We start from the raw sequence: 16,931 nt of genomic DNA on the forward strand, positions 1-16,931 counted from the left end.
ATGTCCATTTTCCGAAAAATCATCCTGCTTTTTTCCGCCAGCCTGCTGCTGATGCTTGCCATCGGCTACCAGGTAGACGCCATGTATACCCAGCGGACCGAAGCCCTCGTCACACAGCAGTACCTTGACGATGCCCGAAAACTCTACGGGTTGCTGGCGACGACCGAACCCGAGGCGCTTGCAGCGGCCCTCCCCTCGATGGGCTTTGAAGCGGTCGAATCAACGCAGGCGACCGGGGCCGAGCCCCTGCTTGAACGCCCCCACTCCTTCGGGGATATGCGGATCCTGAAGACGCGCGACGGCACCTATCTGCTGGCCATCCGCTACATGGAGACCGCATTGCTGCTGCGGGACACCGCTCTCGACGGCACCCTTCAGGGGCGGTGGCTTCCCCATCTGCTTGTCGGGCTCGATATCGTCCTGCTGGTCATGATCTTCCTTGTCATCATCGCCATGCTGGCCCCCCTGGGACACCTTGCCGCCAAGATGCGGGCCTTTGCCGAAGGAGATTACGACAGCCGCTCCGATGTTCCTGGGCGTGACGAGATCGGGGCCGTCGCCGAAACCTACAACCACCTCGCCCAGCGCCTGCAGGACACGATCGTTGCGCGCGAAGCGCTCCTGCGCGATATCGGCCATGAACTCCGGACACCCATTGCCCGCGGCATGTTCGCCGCAGAGAAGCTCCCCGATTCCGACGAAAAAAAGCTGCTTCGGCGCTGCTTTTCGGAACTGGAGTCCATGACAAGCGAGCTCCTTGAAGTGGAGAAGCTCTCCGTCACCGGGGAGCTGGATCTCCAGACGATCCGCGCGGAAACGCTCATACTGCAGGCGCTCTCGAAAATGATGATCGACGACGAGGAGAAAGTTTCCATTGCACTTGACGAGGATTTCGATCTTGAGGGCGATCCCCTCTACCTCTCCATCGCACTCAAAAACCTCATAGACAATGCGCTGAAATACGCCACTGCGTACCCGGTGACGGTTACGGCCGGGGCCGGCAGGATCTGTGTCCGCAATCGGGGCAAGCCGTTAAGAGAACCGGTTGCAAAGGCCCTGGCTCCTTTCCGGCGCGGGGTGCACTCACGGCGCCAGAAAGGGTTCGGTCTGGGCCTCTCCATCTTGGCCAAGGTCCTGGAACGGCATGCCCTTCCGCTCTCGCACCGTTACGAAGAGGGGTGGCACTGCTTCTGCATCGATTTTAGCCCCGCACAGCGCCAAAAGGGCAGTGAGACCGGATAATCCTATGCCCCAAGCCGCTGCATATAGTGCAGGTAGAACTGCTGCGCCGTGCGGCCGCTGCGCGAAGCCCGCGCGGCCGAGAAGCGCAGCGCTTCGCGCATGAGCAGCTCCCGGTCGGCATCGACCCCTTTGAAATAGTGCTCGACCATGACCAGATAATCGTCCTGCGTCCCCTGGTAAAAAGAGAGCCAGAGACCGAAACGGTCCGCCAGGGAGATCTTCTCCTCGACACTGTCGCCGTAATGCAGTTCGCCGTCCTTGACCGTCGTGCCTTCATTGTCGCTCATGTATTCGGGGACGAGGTGGCGGCGGTTGGAGGTGGCGTAGACCCGGACGTTTTCCGGCGCGCTCTCGATGGAGCCCTCCATCGCGCTTTTGAGATAGGTATAGGAGAGGTCCGTCTCGCCGAACGTCAGATCATCAAGGAAGAGGATAAAGCGGTACGGCTCGTCGCGCAGCTCGTCTATCACCTCGGGTAGGTAGCGCAGGTCCTCTTTGAAGAACTCGACGATCCGCAGCCCCTCCTCGGCGTAGGCCTGCAGCAGCGCCTTCACCAGCGACGACTTACCGGTGCCCCGGCTGCCCCAGAGCAGCACATTGTTTGCAAAACGTCCCGCAAGGAAGTTCTCCGTATTCTCGACAAGCGCCGCCTTCTGGCGGTCGATGTTGATCAGCGCCTCCAGCGGCATCGCATCGATCCGGGCGATGGGTTTGAGCGTCTCCGTCCGCCGTCTGAAAACGGCAGCCAGGGTTGTGTTCCATGCGATCATGGCATCTCCTCTCCGGCAAGGTATTTCCCTGCCATTATACCCCTGTGCAAATTTCGGGCACCTTCGCTACAATGATAATATAATTTCACAACGGAGGGCGGAATGAGAATTGCCATGGGCGGTGCTACGGGGTTCGTCGGGAGACACCTGCGAAAACGATTTGAAGCGGAAGGATGGGCGGTCATTCCGCTCAGCCGCAGCGACCTCGCGCTTCCGGCCGAAGCACTGGCCGAGAAGCTCATCGGCGCCGATGTCATCATCAATATCGCCGGCGCGCCCGTCGACCGCCGCTGGAGCCGCCGCTACAAGGCGCTGCTCGTCTCGAGCCGCGTCGGCACGACGGAGCGCCTCGCCGAGGCGATCGCCCTGCTGGAGGTCAAACCTTCCCTCTATATCGGCGGCTCCGCCGTCGGCATCTACCCCTCGAAAAAATGGCACGACGAACTGAGCGAAGAGTACGCCTACACCTTCCTCGGCGAACTCTGCCAGCAGTGGGAAGCGGCGGCGACGGAGGTCAAAGCGTACGGCGTGCGGACGGTCATCTTCCGCCTGGGCATCGTCCTGGGCAACGGAGGAATGCTCGCACGGATGCTGCCCGCCTTCCGGCTCGGCCTCGGCGGCGTCGTCGGCGACGGGAAGCAGTACCTCTCCTGGATCCACATCGGCGATCTTTGCGAGGCCTTCGCCCGCGCCGTCACCGATGCCAAGATGCGGGGAATCTACAACCTCGCGGCGCCCCGGGTCTCGACCAACAAGGAGCTCACCGAAGCGCTGGGAACGAAACTGCATCGCCCCACTTTCATGCGCCTGCCCTACTGGTTTCTGCGCCTCGTTTTCGGCGAGGGGGCGGAGGTGATCGCCGGCGGCCAGTGGGCCGTACCGCGGCGCCTGCTTGATGCCGGTTTCACCTTCCGATTTGACCATCTCGGCGACGCCCTGGACAATCTGCTTACAAAACGGAAAGATTAAAACGCTTCCCTGCCCCGCCCGAGCGAAATAACGCTATAATTCAACCATCATTCGCAGCGGCGGAGCGTACCGAAAATCCGTCTCTTTCCCTGCACTACCAAGGACACACCATGGCCATCCCATCCGTAGCGTTCAAACGCCAGAATCACCGCCTTCTGCTCTGTGAAGAGAGCCGTAAAAACGAGCTCCTTGCCCAACTGCTTGAGGAGAACGCCGACAGAAAGATCAGCGTCGTGACCGCCGGCGATACCGGAGCCATCAGCGTCCCCGAGACCGTCACCGTGCTAAGCGACGATGCTGTAGAGGGCGCTGAAGCATGCGACCTGCTCATCAGCTACGACCTGCCGGAAGTGCCGCAGCGCTATCTCGATCGTATGGCGCTCGCCCGCGAAGGGGCCCTCGTCCTGCTGGGCGAGGAGGACCGCCCGCGGCTCATGGGCATCGAGATGCTTCTGGGCCGGGCCATCTCCCAGGAGCGTCCGGAGGGCTTCGCCCCCGAAGAGGCCCCCAAGCCGGTGCAGCGCCCGAAACGCTACAAGAAACCATCCGCCCGTCTCTACGCAGAGGACGCACCGAAAAAAGCCCCCGCTAAACCGAAAGGCAAAGGCGCCCCGCGCAAGCCGAAAGAGAGCGGCGTTTCACGCTACATCGGCACGGACGAGAACGGCAAACCGATGTTCTCGGGCAAAACGGGCGAACGCAACCACCGCCATGACGGCAAGCCCCATGACGAAGAGAGCCTTGCCGCGAAAAAAGAGTGGGAAGCGAAACGTAAGAAGTACGGCAAGAAGCCCTATGATGCGAAGAAAAAACCGCCCTACAAGGGTGAGAAGAAACCCTATGAGGCCAAGAAGACCGAGACCCCTAAGGACAAACCGAAACGCCCGATGATCCGTATCAAGGCGGAAAAACTCAAAAAGAGCGAACCCAAAAAGTAAGCGCCGCTATTTCCCCAGCGTGTAGAGGTTGTTGCTGCCGTGGCACGCCGCCTTGAAACGCTCTTTGAGCTCCCGGTCGTAGGTCATGATGAAGACGTCGGCCTGCCGGAGCTGTAAACGCTCAAACTCCCCCAGCAGAAAATCATCCGCCACGTTCTTGCCGTGATCGACGACGGTGAAGTTGAACGACTCCAGCCGCTTGCCGTAGTCATACAGCTCCGCCTCCCACTCCCGCCGCTTGAGGTAGAGCGAGTCGGGGTTCGCCGCCAGGTAGATGCGGTCGTCGGGGACGTTGAACTTCTCGATGACGTGGGTGAACATGGGACCTATGGGGCCGAAGTTCTCGATATCCCAGAAGAGGTAGGTGCTGCGCGTACGCGTGCGCCGCTGTTTGTTGAGCAGCTTGAGACGCTTGGAGATATTGAGGTGGACATGGGCGTTGTCGTTGGTGAGCTCGATCTGCAGCTTCAGCGCCTCCGCCTCCGCCGTCTTGAACCCCAGCACCTTCCCCATGTCGATCAAGAGCTGCAGCTCGGCCAGTTCGGCCTGCGCCCCGCCCTTCTGGTAACGCCCCAGCGCCTTGATCTTCTCCGGCGGGAAAAGCAGCGCAAGCGTCACCGGCCGCTTTTCGGCCACAGCTTTGCGCACGGCATGGAAAATGGTGTAGGCCCCAGGCGTTTCCGGCATCTCGACCGCCCCTATGACCTCATCGCCTATCATAATCTTCTTCATGCTGCGGATTATAAGGAGAAAGCATAAAGGGGGCCTGAGATTTTCAGCCCGGAAGAAAATCATGGGAATGGCGCTTCGGCATTTTCAAGGCGTGTATTAATACTCTAGTGTTAGAATGCATCACACCATCGAAAGTCGCCCCTTGAAATCGAACAATACAAACGTCAGAAAACACCTCACCGAACAGACCATTATGTTCGCCAGCGTTGCGAAATGGATTGTCATCTCCTCCCTGATCGGCGCCGTGATCGGCAGCATCGTCGCCTATTTTTTGAAACTGCTTGCCTACGGTGAAATGAACCGTGGACAACTGCCGTTTGATTACTACCTGCTCCTCCCTTTCGCGTTGATGCTCGCCGTCACGCTCGTGCGAAAGTTCGCGCCCGCCGCGGAGGGTCACGGTACGGAGAAGGTGATCGAAGCGGTGCATAAACATTCGGGTAAGATGAATTTTGTCGTCGTCCCCGTCAAGCTTCTCAGTACGGCGCTGACGATCTTCTCCGGGGGTTCCGTCGGGAAAGAGGGACCGAGCGCCCAGATCGGGGCCGCCACGGCCTCCCTCCTCGCCTCCGTGATGAAATTCAGACCCAAAGACCGGGAGAAAGTCGTCATCTGTGGTATCAGTGCGGGCTTCGCCTCCGTTTTCGGCACCCCTATCGCCGGGGCGATCTTCGGGGTCGAGATCCTGATCGTCGGCGCCCTGATGTACGATGTTCTTCTCCCCTCCATCGTCTCGGGATTCGCCGCCTTTTATGCCGCAAAATTCTTCGGGATCGAGTACACCTACTTCGATATCGCCTTCTACACCAATCTTGATTTCGACTTTTTCCTGCTGCTCAAGGTCGTCGCCGGCGGAATTTTCTTCGGGCTTGTCGCCGACTTTTTTATCACGGTGATCCGGAGCAGCCACCGCTACATCGAGACGTTGCCCTTTCACTACCTCACCAAGGCCTTCGGGGGCGGTGTCATTTTGCTCCTGCTGACGCTCGTCGTGGGAGAGGCGTACCTGGGGCTTGGCTTCTCCACGATCCAGGACGCCCTCTCGCCCGACGGTTCGGCATCGGACGGCATTCCAGGATACGCCTTTATCCTCAAAAGCATCTTTACCGCCGTCACGCTGGGCAGCGGGGGGAGCGGCGGGGTCATCACCCCTATCTTCTTCGTGGGCGCCACCAGCGGCAACGTCTTCGGCCACATGGTCGGCGGCGACATCCCCTTCTTCGCGGCGCTGGGCTTCGTCAGCGTCCTCGCCGGAACGACCAACGCCCCTATTGCCGCCATGATCCTCTCGGTGGAGCTCTTCGGGATGAACGTCACCCACTATGCCGCCCTGGCGATCATCATCTCCTTCCTGATGACCGGCCACCGCAGCGTCTTCCCCTCCCAGCTCCTGGCCATGCGCAAGTCCGAGGCGCTGAACGTCAAACTCGGCGACGAGATCGTCAACGCCGACGCGACGCATACCACGCGTTTTTTCAAGAACATGAAAAAAATCTTCGGCATCCTTTTGAACTTCTGCTGCGGCGGCGGAGATGCGGAACGCTCCTTCCCCAGACTGCCGCGCACGCCCTCGAAGAAGCGGCGTCATGACGCCTGAAGGGCTTTCACCGGTTTAGGCCGCGTAAAGTGTTCGCATTCCGTCGCCGATGATGCATTTCTTCATAATCAGGATTATGACAGGAACGGATACGAGCGGGCTGGTGATTTTGGGGAGCAAGCAGATTACAGCAGTATGTTTAGGGACCGAAAGCGCACTAAACGGATGAAAAAATCTTTGCGGAAATCCAACCGCAGAAAACCCGGACGGGTTTCCGGCGGATGGCAGGGCTTTGACACACTTACTGGAAGATTGTCGGTCCGCCGGGTACGACCCGGACGAAGACCATGCTGCCGTCTACTGTCATGTAGTTGTTGGTCGGATCGAAACTGACCGTCATGTTGACCGGGACCTGCGCCCCGAGCGTATCGTCGACCGTCAGGCCGAACTCCATGTTCGTATCGCCGGCGATCGTGTCGCATCCGGAGGTGATCGTATCGGTACAGACCGCACTCTCGTCCGTCGGGGCAGCCGGCGTCATCGTGACCGTGCCGTTCGTTTCGACCACATAGGTGCCGAACTCGGTCATGTTAAAACGCCCGACGGTTCCCGGTTCTGAACCGACGGGATCGGAGCCCTGGCTGTCGTCGATGTCGGCAACCATATAGTTGCCGGCGCCGTCCAGGACCATGATGACGAATTTGATGTTGCCGGTCGTCGACTGGTTGACGATCCATGCCCCCGCTTCCGGACTGATTGCACTGCTCAGACGGTTTAAGACCACCGTACCGTCAATGCTGGTCAACGTTGCCGTATCATCGCCGTTATCGCTCACGGTCGCTCCCACGGCAGTATCGCCGGCATTGGTGTTGATCACCGGGGCGGCTGAGGTGAAGCTGCCGGAGGGGTCGAGCGTGTACTGACCGACTTCCACGCCGCCGATGACGCCGTTCGTGCCCAGGACCTGCTGAACCCCCATGTACTTGTCGTTGTCGGCGATGATCAGTAGGGCGTCCATCGTCGTGATGCCGCCCAGCGCCCAGGCACCGACCAGCGTCGAATCGTTCGCGGTCGCCGTACCGGAACCGCCCCCGTTCATGAAGTAAGCGATCAGCGCGTCGCGGGCGATCGCATTGAACTTGATCTCGATATCGCCCGTAAACGCCGGCTGCATTTCGCCCTCGGCGACATAATCGCCGCCCCCGTCGTTCATCACGGTCGCCGCGAACGGCACCTGCATGCTCGGCAGCTCGACGATGATCACATCGCCGTTGCCGTCGTTCTGGACATACCAGCTGCCGTTTTCAACGACCTGGGGGTTCATCATGTCGCTGAAGTCGATCAGCACGACCGTCCCGCTGCTGCTTCCGTCCGTATAGGTGTCCCCGGTAGTGAACTGGATGCCGGTACTGCCGTTGACGTTGAAGACGTAACCGCTCGTGCCGCCCTGGTTGGCCGCGACGAAGTCCGCCAGCGTCGTGAACGTCATGGAGGAGTAGTTTACATCATACGATGTCAGCATCCCCCAGAAATCATACTCATCACTCAAACGCAGGTGCGCCGTTTTATACCCGACGGAGCCCGCCGGCATGGTGATGCCGAACATCCCTTCGAGTGCCGCCTGGTCATAGACATCTCCCAGGTTCGCAAAGAGGTGGCCGTTCGGCGGGATGGAGACGTTGAGCTCCGTCCCGCTGGCGTCGATCGTGAAGGGATGGCTCTCCGTCACCGTGCCGTTGATATCTTTGAACATGACCGTGCCGTTCGAGTCGGCATAGAGTCCGTCGGAGTTGACCGCATAGACCGCCGTACCGTTGCTGTCGGGCCAGACGCCCCACAGGTCCATGTCCGCGAGGAGGGAGACCTGTGCCTTGGCAAGGGCATCCCACTCCGCCTGGCTGATGGGGATCTCGGTCAAAGCGTAGAACCCGTCCACCGTCACCGGCGGTACCGGCGGCGTGTAATTTTCAAGTGCCGTCGTAATTGCACCCATCGCAATATCGTTCCCCATCAGACTGCCGTCGTTGTCGAGAATATAGCCGGCCGTCGGTGCATTGTGCGCGCCCAGCCAGACATCGCCGTTGTACATTGTGACGAAGATATCGCCGTCTTGCATCAAGGCATCGTAATTCGGGATACTCGCATTAAGTTCAGTAAAGATCGTCAGCTCTGCCTGATTGGGCAGGTTACCCACCGTCCAGGTACCGACGATCTGTGTATTATCGCTGTCACTAACGAGGTAACCGCTCATCCCGAGACTCAGCGTCGTGACGTCAGTACCCGTATCATCCACCGCAGCCGTAAAGGAGGCGTTCATCTGCGGTCTGACTCCCGTCGAACTGTTTTCGTCCCAGTAGATCATGTTCCCGTAGTTGTTGTTCATGAAATCTTCCATGAAAGCGTATGGCACGCTGACATTCATCGGGCGCCAGTCAAGGATGTACGTATCGACAAGATACTTGCTCTGCATCGTATAGTGCAGGGCCCCGGAGGGGAAGGTCACCGGCAGCGTCATACCGCCGCCGATATCGATATCAACCGTCTGGCCGTCCAGCACTTCCGCCTGGGCGATCTGATAGGCCGCAAAGGGAGAAGAGAGCGTCGTAGCGTCCGCACTGATCGTATAGGTCGACGACACTGCAGCCTCCGTCGTCCACGTGCCGTCGGCGGTATTGAGCATGAAATTGGTCCCGAACGATGCAGAAACCCACATGCTGTTGTTCCTGTCAAATACGTAGCCGTACACACTCATCGTACCGCCGTTCAACGTATGGGTTTCGTACGCAAGCGTGCCGTTGTCCTCCACCCAGTAGCTGTAAAGCGTCATGCCGTCATAGAAGGACGTATCGGTGAGCACCGGGTCGGCAACGACCGTGACGGTAAAGGTCTCCTGTGCACTAAGCACACCGTCGTCGACGGTGACCGTCACGGTCGCCGTACCGACACCGGTCGGATCGACCGCCACCGTCGTACCGTTCGCCGAAACCGCGGCGACCGTCGGATCGGACGAAACGGCGCTCAGCGTCAGCCCGTCACCGTCAATATCGGCAACGGAAACCGTGACATCGAAACTCGGCGCGCTGAGCGCCACCGCTGCCGGATCGCCGATGGGGTCGATTGTCGGGGCGTCATTGATAGGCGCGACCGTGACGGTGACCGTCCCCGGAAGCGAGGTCGCGCCCTGGTTGTCCTGGATCGTGTAGGTAAAGCTGTCAGAACCGTTAAAGTTTGCATTCGGCATGTAGGTCACAACACCCGTGACCGGATCGACGGTGAGGTTACCGTCTGTCGCAGCGGAGACCGCCACCGTCGTCGCATCCACCGAACCGTCGCTGTCCCCGGTGTGTGCCACCACGTCGATCAGTACCGCCGTATCTTCATCGGTAGTGGCCGCAAAATCGCCCGCTGTGGGCGAGAGGTTGGCCACGACATTGATGGTGACCGTTGCCGCAGCGCTGGTGAGGTTGCCATCGGAGACCTGATAATCAAAGGTAAAGTTGCCTTCGGAGGCGCTGGTGAAGCTGAAGGTACCGTCACTGTTGAGTGTCAGACCGGCAAGCGTCCCGACCTGCGTGAAGGTCAGCGTGTCGCCGACATCGATATCCGACGCATACGTACTCAGATCGCCGTCGAGCGGGGTATTCGTCTGCACCTGGAACGTTGCGGCCGACGCCGTCGGCGCGTCATTGACGTTGATGACTTCCAGATCGAAGGCTGCCAGCGTCGCCGTCAGCGCTGAGTCGGAGACGGAGATGACGATGCCCGTGGTCGTGCCGACATCGGCATTGCCCGGGGTGCCCGAAAGCGTACCCGTCGCCGTGTCGAACGTTGCCCAGGCGGGCTTGTTCACGATGCCGAAGGTCAGCGTGTCGCCGTCGATATCGCCCGAAGACGGCGTAAAGGTGTAGAACGCGTCCTGGTTCACCGACGTTGCCGGCGTACCGCCGATCGTCGGCGCGTCGTTCACGTTAACGACCGTCACCGAGAAGAGCGGCAGGGAGACCGTCACCGTACCGTCGCTGACCGAGATATTGATATCGGCGGTCGTTCCGACATCGCCGTTGCCCGGCGTACCCGTCAGCGCCCCCGTTGCCGGGTCGAACGCCGCCCAGGCGGGCTGGTTGACGATGCCGAAGGTCAGCGTGTCGCCGTCGATATCATTCGAGGACGGCGTGAAGCTGTACGGCGCATCCTGGTTCACCGACGTCGCCGGCGTTCCGCCGATCGTCGGCGCGTCGTTTACCGGAACGACGGTCACGCTGACATTGCCGTCGGCGCTGCGTCCCGTACCGTCACTGACCGTATAGCTGAAGCTGTCCGGGCCGTGATAATTGGCGACCGGGGTGTAGGTGACCGTCCCGTCCGGATTGATCGCCGTCGTGCCGTGGCCTGCAGCTGAAACCGACGAGACGAAGAGCATGTCGCCGTTTTGGTCCGTATCGTTCGCCAGGACGTTGAGTGAGGCATTGGTATCCTCGTCGAGGGTCAGAGTGTCGGCCACCGCTACCGGCGCGAATTCGTTGCGCTTGACGACAAGGTCGAATGCCCGGTTGTTCGTAACCAGGCTGTTCGCGACCGTCGCTTTGAGCGTCACGGCCACGTCCGCCGTAGCACTGCGTGTCACGGCGCCGGTCGCGACATCGATGACGCCCACAGGCGTCGCCGACCATGTCAGGTTAAGATCCGGCGTATCATAGGGTGCCGCAGCGGGACTGCTCAGGACGAGATCGGCTGTAATGCTGTCATTGGCCGTATTCGTCCCGAGATAGGTGATGTTGTTTGTGAGGGCATCCTCGACCTGCGCCAATGCGGCGATCATCGGGTCGACATAGGTTCCCGTTTCGATCGCATCGGCGACCTGGGTCGTGTTCATGTCGTTCAACGTCGTCGTCAGCTCCGTGACGGCGGCCGTATCGCCGTTTTCGATTGCCCCTTCCGCGGCTTCGGCGTAGGTGTTGATCGTCTCGCCGAAACCGTCCAGTTCGTTGACGGTCGTGACGTTCGCCGCGAGCGCATCGATCGTCCCGGCGAGCGTTTCAACAAAGGTCGCGATCGACGGATCGAGCGTCACCCCCGTATCGGTACTGACCTGGCCTGCCAGCTCGGTCGCGTTAAAGTCGCCGCTGAACGTCGTGGCTGCCAGAGATGCAAACACTTTCGCATAGGCAGCGTCAAACGATTCGCCGTCGCTTTTTGTCGCAGCGGTCAGTACTTCGGCGACTTTCTGTACTTTCTGCGCCGCCATAAAGCTGTCGCTGTCGAGCATCGGGTCGTTTTTGACCTGATCGGCAGTGACCCCGAGGTTGGCCGCAACCGTATCGGCCGCCGCATCGAACGTGATCGACGGGTCCGATGCCATGATCGCCGTGACATAGGTTGTCAGCGGTGAAAGGACGATATCCGGACGCGTCGCGTCGTAAACAGTCGAGAGCCGCCCTTCAAAGGGGTAGCCCGTACTGATATCGGTACCGCCGTAGGCATAAATCCTCGTCCCGTCCGCGATCGTCGCCTCAAAAGCGAAGTCGCCGTTCGTGTCGGTCACCGTCGACAGCTCCGTAGCGTTATGCTCCCCTTCGCCGGTACTGTCGACAAAGACGGTCGCTCCCGATACATATCCGTCAACCACTCCGCCGCCGCTGGCGCTGCTCGTACTATTACTGCTGCCGCCACCGCCGCAACCGCCAATCGCGATTATGGCAGCCACAGACAGCATGATCTGGCTTATCTTGATCATTATGAACTCCTGAAACTTTTCCTGCTATAAAGCTACAGGAAAAAAGTCAAAAAAAGTCAAAAAATGTGTTAGGGGGTGAAGCGGGTTTTACGAAAGAATGTAACCCTGTTTGCTGAGGCTCTTGATCCGAAGCTCGGGGGCGCGTTTTCGCAGGGAGTAGACGACCGTTTTCAGCGAGGATGACGACACCTCCTCGTCGGCCCAGATGGCGAATTCGAGGTCGTGGTAGCTGACGACCTGGTGGCGGTGCCGTACCAGATGCTCCAGCAGAATATTCTGTTTGACCGTCAGCGCCACATCTTCCCCGTCGGCATAGAGGCTTGCGGTGACGAGGTCATAGGTATGGATGGGCGAGAGGACGATACGTTCGCTCTTTTCCGCCTCGTCCTCCTCTAATCGTTCGCTTTGGTGGCGGCGGTAGGCGCTCCGCAGGACGGTTTCAAGCTCCTCGGGGCCGAAAGGTTTCATCACGTAGCCGTATGCCAGGGGGCGGAAAGCCTTTTGCAGCGTCTCGTTGTCGCAGTACGCCGTGATGTAGACGATGGGGACCGTGTGCTGCTCCCAGATCATATCGCTCAGCGCGAAACCGTCGACTTTGCCTCTGATATTCACGTCCATCAGGACCATCCCCGGAATCTCCTCCTCGAACGCGGCGATAACGGCCATGGCGTTATCGAACACACCGATAACGCGGATCCCCCACCCGTTGAGAATACTGGTGATGTAGCGGGCCGTCAGCATTTCATCTTCCACCACCATCACGGAGTCGATCATGCCTGCCCATCCTTTGCTTCAAATGTTATGGTAATGGTCACACCCCCGTCGGAAGCGATGTCGCAGGTACCGTTATCCAGCCCTTTGACAAGGTCGGTGATCAGCATCATGCCGATGCCCTCACTCGTCTCCGAGCGCTCAGGAAGCCCCTTGCCGTAATCCCGTACGATCAGATCGTAGCTTCCCCGGCCGCGCTGAACGAGTTTGATCAAAACCTCTCCGTGCTCCGTGTCGTCATAGGCATACTTGATGGCGTTGGTAACGCCTTCGTTGACGATCAGTCCGATCGACAATGCATTTCGGATTCCCAGCCGGATGGATTTCTCGCATTCGCAGTGAATCTGTACCGCCGAGATTTTCTGGAGGTTCAGCGTCAGCATCTGCAGGTAGTGATGCATATCAATGTCTTCAAAATCCTCTGCACTGTAAAGGTTTTCATGTACCATCGCCATCGCCCTCAAGCGGCCGATGTTTTCGGTGAAGTATTTGCGGTATTTCGGCTCTTCGATCTTCTCCGACTGCAGCCACAGCAGGCTCATGATGACCTGCATATTGTTTTTGACGCGGTGGTGAAGCTCCCGGAGCATGACTTCGCGCTCCCGTGCCGTTTTTGCCAGGCGCACTTCATAATCCACGCGCATATGTTCGAAATAGTAGACGACGAACGAGATAGCGACATAGCCGATAAACATCTGGATCAGGAGCCCCGCGGGAAAGATCGGGTCGCCGATATGAAACGCGCTCAGCAGCAGCACGACGCCGATACCGGACGCATTGAGGACACTCCACCGGATCCCCCGCTTCAATCCGTGCTGGGCAAAAACGTAAATCGGCAGGGAGGCGGTCCAGAAGAGCGCGGAATCCCTTTCGAATCCGTCGATGTGCAGCGAGAGAATGGCGAGGCCCGAGATCACCCCGACAAGGATGCTCGAGGTCGTTTCCAGCCTGACCCTCCGGGTGCGGAACAGCATGTTGTTGATCAGGATAATGACGATCCCGAAGAGCTCCAGGACGGCAAGCGTATCAAAGCCGTGGGCCAGGTTGTTATAGATGTCCAGGGCAAGGACCAGGACCGCGAAGACCGTAATAAGGTTTGCAATGACCGAGCGTTTATACTCGATTGAATCTTCGGGATAGTCGATATTGTCACGGACAAAACGTTTACACCAGTGCGAGCAGAACATTCAGCCATCATAGCATGTTTTCTCTTGCGCCTGACGCGACCGCCCTTTCGGGCTCACTTCCCGGGCTGATTCGCCTTGTCGTGATCTTTCGCCTCTTCCATGCACGCGATCAGTTCCGTCTGCATATAGGCGCCCTGCAGTTTTGCGACCTGCTCGTCATGCCGCTCCTGCTGGTGCGCATCCAGTCCCGTGTCGTTATCCGCCACTTTGTCGTAGATGCTCTGCATCGCCGACCCCGCAAGCGTTTCGGTGGAATCCGTATGGACCATCTTCCAAAGTCCGTCGAGCCCGTCGGCGGGCACGGGGAGATTGCAGTAATAATACTTCGCCGGCGTCAGGCCCCAGAAACAGAAGCCGAGCGAGAGGTAAAACTCCAGTGCCTGGGGGACGCAGCTCGCCTTGAAACGCCGGACATGGTGCTGCACCGCCAGTTCGAACACCCAGTGCAGCAGCATCAGCGCGTAGCCGTGGCGCCGGTGGCACTGCGGGGTGAGGATATTGTGGATGGTCAGGTAATCGTGATAGCGGTCGATTTTGTAGAAAAGGTAGCAAAGGTGCTCCCCCGCATCATCCGTGAGGATAACGCTCCCCTCGGCATTCCAGCTGTAGTGGCGGTCCCACCACCGCATCGCCTGGTCGGCGAAGCCCCGACTTTTCGCATCGTCGATCTGCGCGATGGAATCAAAGTACTCTTTTCGGTTAACGTCAATGACACGGTACGGCATAAGTGCCCCTTTGCAAGCCAATAGTAATGCTTGAAAAGGGAAAACTTCACAGAGGTATTAAAAGTGACAAATAAGTGATGCGTTCAGTATAACGCCCCGGCTGTATCTGCGGTCCGCCCGGGTGTATAAGAAGTGACCATTTGGGTAACCTTCACTCTTTTGCCTTCAATATGTCTGCATTTCAACTTGCGATGTAGCTGATTTTGAGATATGATACAGCACAAGAAAGATGATATAGAGAGTTTCATCTTGGTTAGTTAAGTATTGAAGGCATTCTTTCCTCAATTTTTTCGATACCTTGCAGAGTGCTCCACATTCAATTTCGACGACTACATCAAAGACAAGGACTTGCGTTGGCAGATCTTAAAAAGGGAACCGTTAAATGGTTCAACAGTGAAAAAGGCTATGGGTTTATTTCCCCTGAAGACGGCGGTAAAGACGTATTTGTACACTTTCGCCAGGTCAACAGAACAGGCTACGGCCGCGTTGAGCTCCAGGAAGGTCAGGAAGTGACTTTCGAGATCGGCGAAGGGCAAAAAGGCCCGCAGGCAGAGAACGTCACTCCGCTCTAAGCCCCTGTCGGCGGAACCCTCCGCCACCAGGACACCTTTGAAAACCCTGCAGATGCCCTCAGGTTTTTCAAAGATGCCCTGCTCTCCCCGGGTCCGGAAGGTTCCGGCTACGCTTCCGAAACACTCTCCGCTTCAACTTCCAGTTCCTCTTCCGGAACGTAGATCTCCGGAAGCGGCACGTAATCATCGCTTTTCTTGGCCTCTTTCTTGAGGCGTTTGGCCTCTTTCTTCTGCTTTTTATCAAGCTCCCGACGACGTTTTTCGAATGTCTGCGTACTGCGGGCCATCAGCGCATCCCCGCTTTCATCTGCGACAGATACGCCGCGACATCTTCCGCTTTCATCGGCTGCTCTTTACGGCGATCGCTCTGCGCATTGCGCTTCTTGTTCTGCTGCGCCGGCCGCTTTTTCGCATCGCCGCGCTCGCTTTTCGGCTGCTGCGAAGCGCGCTTGCCCGCGCTGTTCGTTTTCGCTCTGGCGGCAGACTTCGTCTTTTCGGGCAGCCGAGTCTCGAACCCTTCAACACTCTTCTGTGGGATCGACGCCTTGATCAGCTTCTCGATGTTGCGCAGGTAGTCGGCCTCTTCGGCGCAGACCAGTGAAACGGCCTCCCCTTCGTTGCCAGCGCGGCCGGTCCGGCCGATGCGGTGCACGTAGTCTTCAGGCACATTCGGCAGCTCGAAGTTGACGACATGCGGCAGCTGGTCGATGTCGATCCCGCGCGCCGCGATGTCCGTCGCCACGAGGACACGGACCCGACGTGCCTTGAAAGCCGCCAGCGCCTTCGTGCGCGCATTCTGGGTCTTGTTGCCGTGGATCGCCTCGGAAGGAATGCCGTCGGATGTGAGCTGCTTGCAGAGGCGGTTCGCCCCGTGCTTGGTCCGCGTAAAGACCAGGACCTGCTCCCAGCCGTTGGTGTTGATCAGCGTGGAGAGCAGTGCGCGCTTACGGTCCTGTTTGACCGGGTAGACGACCTGCGCGACGCGTTCGGACGTCGTGTTGCGGCGGGCGACCTCGATGAGTTCAGGATTGTGCAGCAGGCCGTCGGCCAGCGTCTTGATCTCGTCGGAGAAGGTCGCGGAGAAGAGCAGCTTCTGCGCCTTTTTCGGTACGAGTTTGAGCACCTTTTTGATGTCGTGGATAAACCCCATGTCGAGCATGCGGTCCGCTTCGTCGAGGATCAGGAGCTCGATGCGCGAAAGGTCGATGTTCTTCTGGTTCGCATGATCCAGCAGGCGCCCCGGCGTCGCGACGACGATGTCCACGCCGCCGCGCAGTTTATTGATCTGCGGGTTGATGTTGACCCCGCCGAAAATCACCGTCGAGTTCAGCTTCAGGTATTTGCCGTAGGTCTCGACGCTCTGTCCCACTTGTGCGGCCAGTTCACGCGTCGGCGTGAGCACCAGTGCACGGACGGGTCGTTTGCCTTTAGAAGGCGCCGCGCTGCTGAGCAGCTGCAGCATCGGCAGGGTAAAGCCCGCCGTTTTGCCCGTACCCGTCTGGGCACCGGCAAGGAGATCTTTCCCGCCGAGCACGACGGGGATCGCCTGTGCCTGGATGGGTGTGGGTTCGGTGTAGCCCGTTTCGGCGACAGCACGCAAAATGGGCTCTGAAAGGCCCAGTGTAGAAAATGACATATGTATTCCTGTCAATAGGGGAGTACGTGTAGGATCCTCCAAGGATCCGAACGTTCCCTCAAGCCTGCCAAATATCCGAAAACATTATCGATCCAGGCTGTGGTGAAAAAAAATTGTT

General features: G+C 58.8%; 13 protein-coding genes. 5 read left to right on the plus strand and 8 right to left on the minus strand.

Annotation, left to right across the window (positions count from 1 at the left end; genetic code table 11):
- Entirely contained in the window at positions 1–1,242 is a 1,242-nt protein-coding gene (locus WCY31_RS09200) for an ArsS family sensor histidine kinase (RefSeq protein WP_345972157.1), read from the plus strand.
- Positions 1,243–1,244: 2 nt separating this feature from the next.
- Here the strand turns inward: WCY31_RS09200 and WCY31_RS09205 are convergent, their stop codons facing one another.
- On the minus strand, positions 1,245–2,012 hold the full coding sequence (locus WCY31_RS09205; RefSeq protein ID WP_345972158.1) for an ATP-binding protein: 768 nt from the start codon (positions 2,010–2,012) through the stop codon (positions 1,245–1,247).
- 102 nt (positions 2,013–2,114) lie between these two features.
- Here WCY31_RS09205 and WCY31_RS09210 point away from each other — a divergent pair, with 102 nt between their 5' ends.
- A complete protein-coding gene (locus WCY31_RS09210; protein ID WP_345969503.1) occupies positions 2,115–2,981 on the plus strand; it encodes a TIGR01777 family oxidoreductase in 867 nt (288 codons plus the stop codon).
- A 110-nt stretch (positions 2,982–3,091) separates the two neighbouring features.
- Positions 3,092–3,919 carry a hypothetical protein gene (locus tag WCY31_RS09215; protein WP_345969504.1) on the plus strand — a complete coding sequence of 276 codons (828 nt, stop codon included), beginning with the start codon at positions 3,092–3,094 and terminating at the stop codon, positions 3,917–3,919.
- Between the two features lie 6 nt (positions 3,920–3,925).
- Here WCY31_RS09215 and WCY31_RS09220 read toward each other — a convergent pair whose 3' ends face one another.
- A complete protein-coding gene (locus tag WCY31_RS09220; RefSeq protein WP_345972159.1) occupies positions 3,926–4,651 on the minus strand; it encodes a hypothetical protein in 726 nt (241 codons plus the stop codon).
- Positions 4,652–4,793: 142 nt separating this feature from the next.
- Between WCY31_RS09220 and WCY31_RS09225 the strand changes: the two genes are divergently transcribed.
- Positions 4,794–6,248, plus strand: a complete 1,455-nt coding sequence (locus WCY31_RS09225) for a chloride channel protein (RefSeq protein WP_345972160.1) — start codon at positions 4,794–4,796, stop codon at positions 6,246–6,248.
- A gap of 241 nt (positions 6,249–6,489) precedes the next feature.
- Here the strand turns inward: WCY31_RS09225 and WCY31_RS09230 are convergent, their stop codons facing one another.
- The 4 genes from WCY31_RS09230 to WCY31_RS09245 form a co-directional block, all read right to left on the minus strand.
- The gene (locus WCY31_RS09230) at positions 6,490–11,922 is read right to left on the minus strand and encodes a tandem-95 repeat protein (RefSeq protein WP_345972161.1); all 5,433 of its coding nucleotides are present in this window, start codon (positions 11,920–11,922) and stop codon (positions 6,490–6,492) included.
- An 87-nt stretch (positions 11,923–12,009) separates the two neighbouring features.
- Positions 12,010–12,696: a DNA-binding response regulator gene (locus WCY31_RS09235; RefSeq protein ID WP_345972162.1), complete on the minus strand. Its 687-nt coding sequence runs from the start codon at positions 12,694–12,696 to the stop codon at positions 12,010–12,012.
- The gene (locus WCY31_RS09240; RefSeq protein ID WP_345972163.1) at positions 12,693–13,880 is read right to left on the minus strand and encodes a sensor histidine kinase; all 1,188 of its coding nucleotides are present in this window, start codon (positions 13,878–13,880) and stop codon (positions 12,693–12,695) included. The genes WCY31_RS09235 and WCY31_RS09240 overlap by 4 nt, the downstream gene beginning before the upstream one ends.
- Before the next feature lie 53 nt (positions 13,881–13,933).
- Entirely contained in the window at positions 13,934–14,605 is a 672-nt protein-coding gene (locus tag WCY31_RS09245) for a GNAT family N-acetyltransferase (protein WP_345969510.1), read from the minus strand.
- A 353-nt stretch (positions 14,606–14,958) separates the two neighbouring features.
- On the opposite strand from WCY31_RS09245, the gene WCY31_RS09250 reads away from it, so the two are divergent.
- Positions 14,959–15,177: a cold-shock protein gene (locus tag WCY31_RS09250; protein ID WP_345969511.1), complete on the plus strand. Its 219-nt coding sequence runs from the start codon at positions 14,959–14,961 to the stop codon at positions 15,175–15,177.
- 107 nt (positions 15,178–15,284) lie between these two features.
- Here WCY31_RS09250 and WCY31_RS09255 read toward each other — a convergent pair whose 3' ends face one another.
- Positions 15,285–15,464: a hypothetical protein gene (locus WCY31_RS09255; protein WP_345969512.1), complete on the minus strand. Its 180-nt coding sequence runs from the start codon at positions 15,462–15,464 to the stop codon at positions 15,285–15,287.
- Positions 15,464–16,813: a DEAD/DEAH box helicase gene (locus WCY31_RS09260; protein WP_345972164.1), complete on the minus strand. Its 1,350-nt coding sequence runs from the start codon at positions 16,811–16,813 to the stop codon at positions 15,464–15,466. Before WCY31_RS09260 ends, WCY31_RS09255 begins: the two co-directional genes overlap by 1 nt.
- Between the last annotated feature and the right edge of the window lie 118 nt (positions 16,814–16,931).

Source organism: Sulfurimonas sp. HSL3-1 (assembly GCF_039645995.1).
Taxonomy (GTDB): Bacteria; Campylobacterota; Campylobacteria; order Campylobacterales; family Sulfurimonadaceae; genus Thiomicrolovo; species Thiomicrolovo diazotrophicus.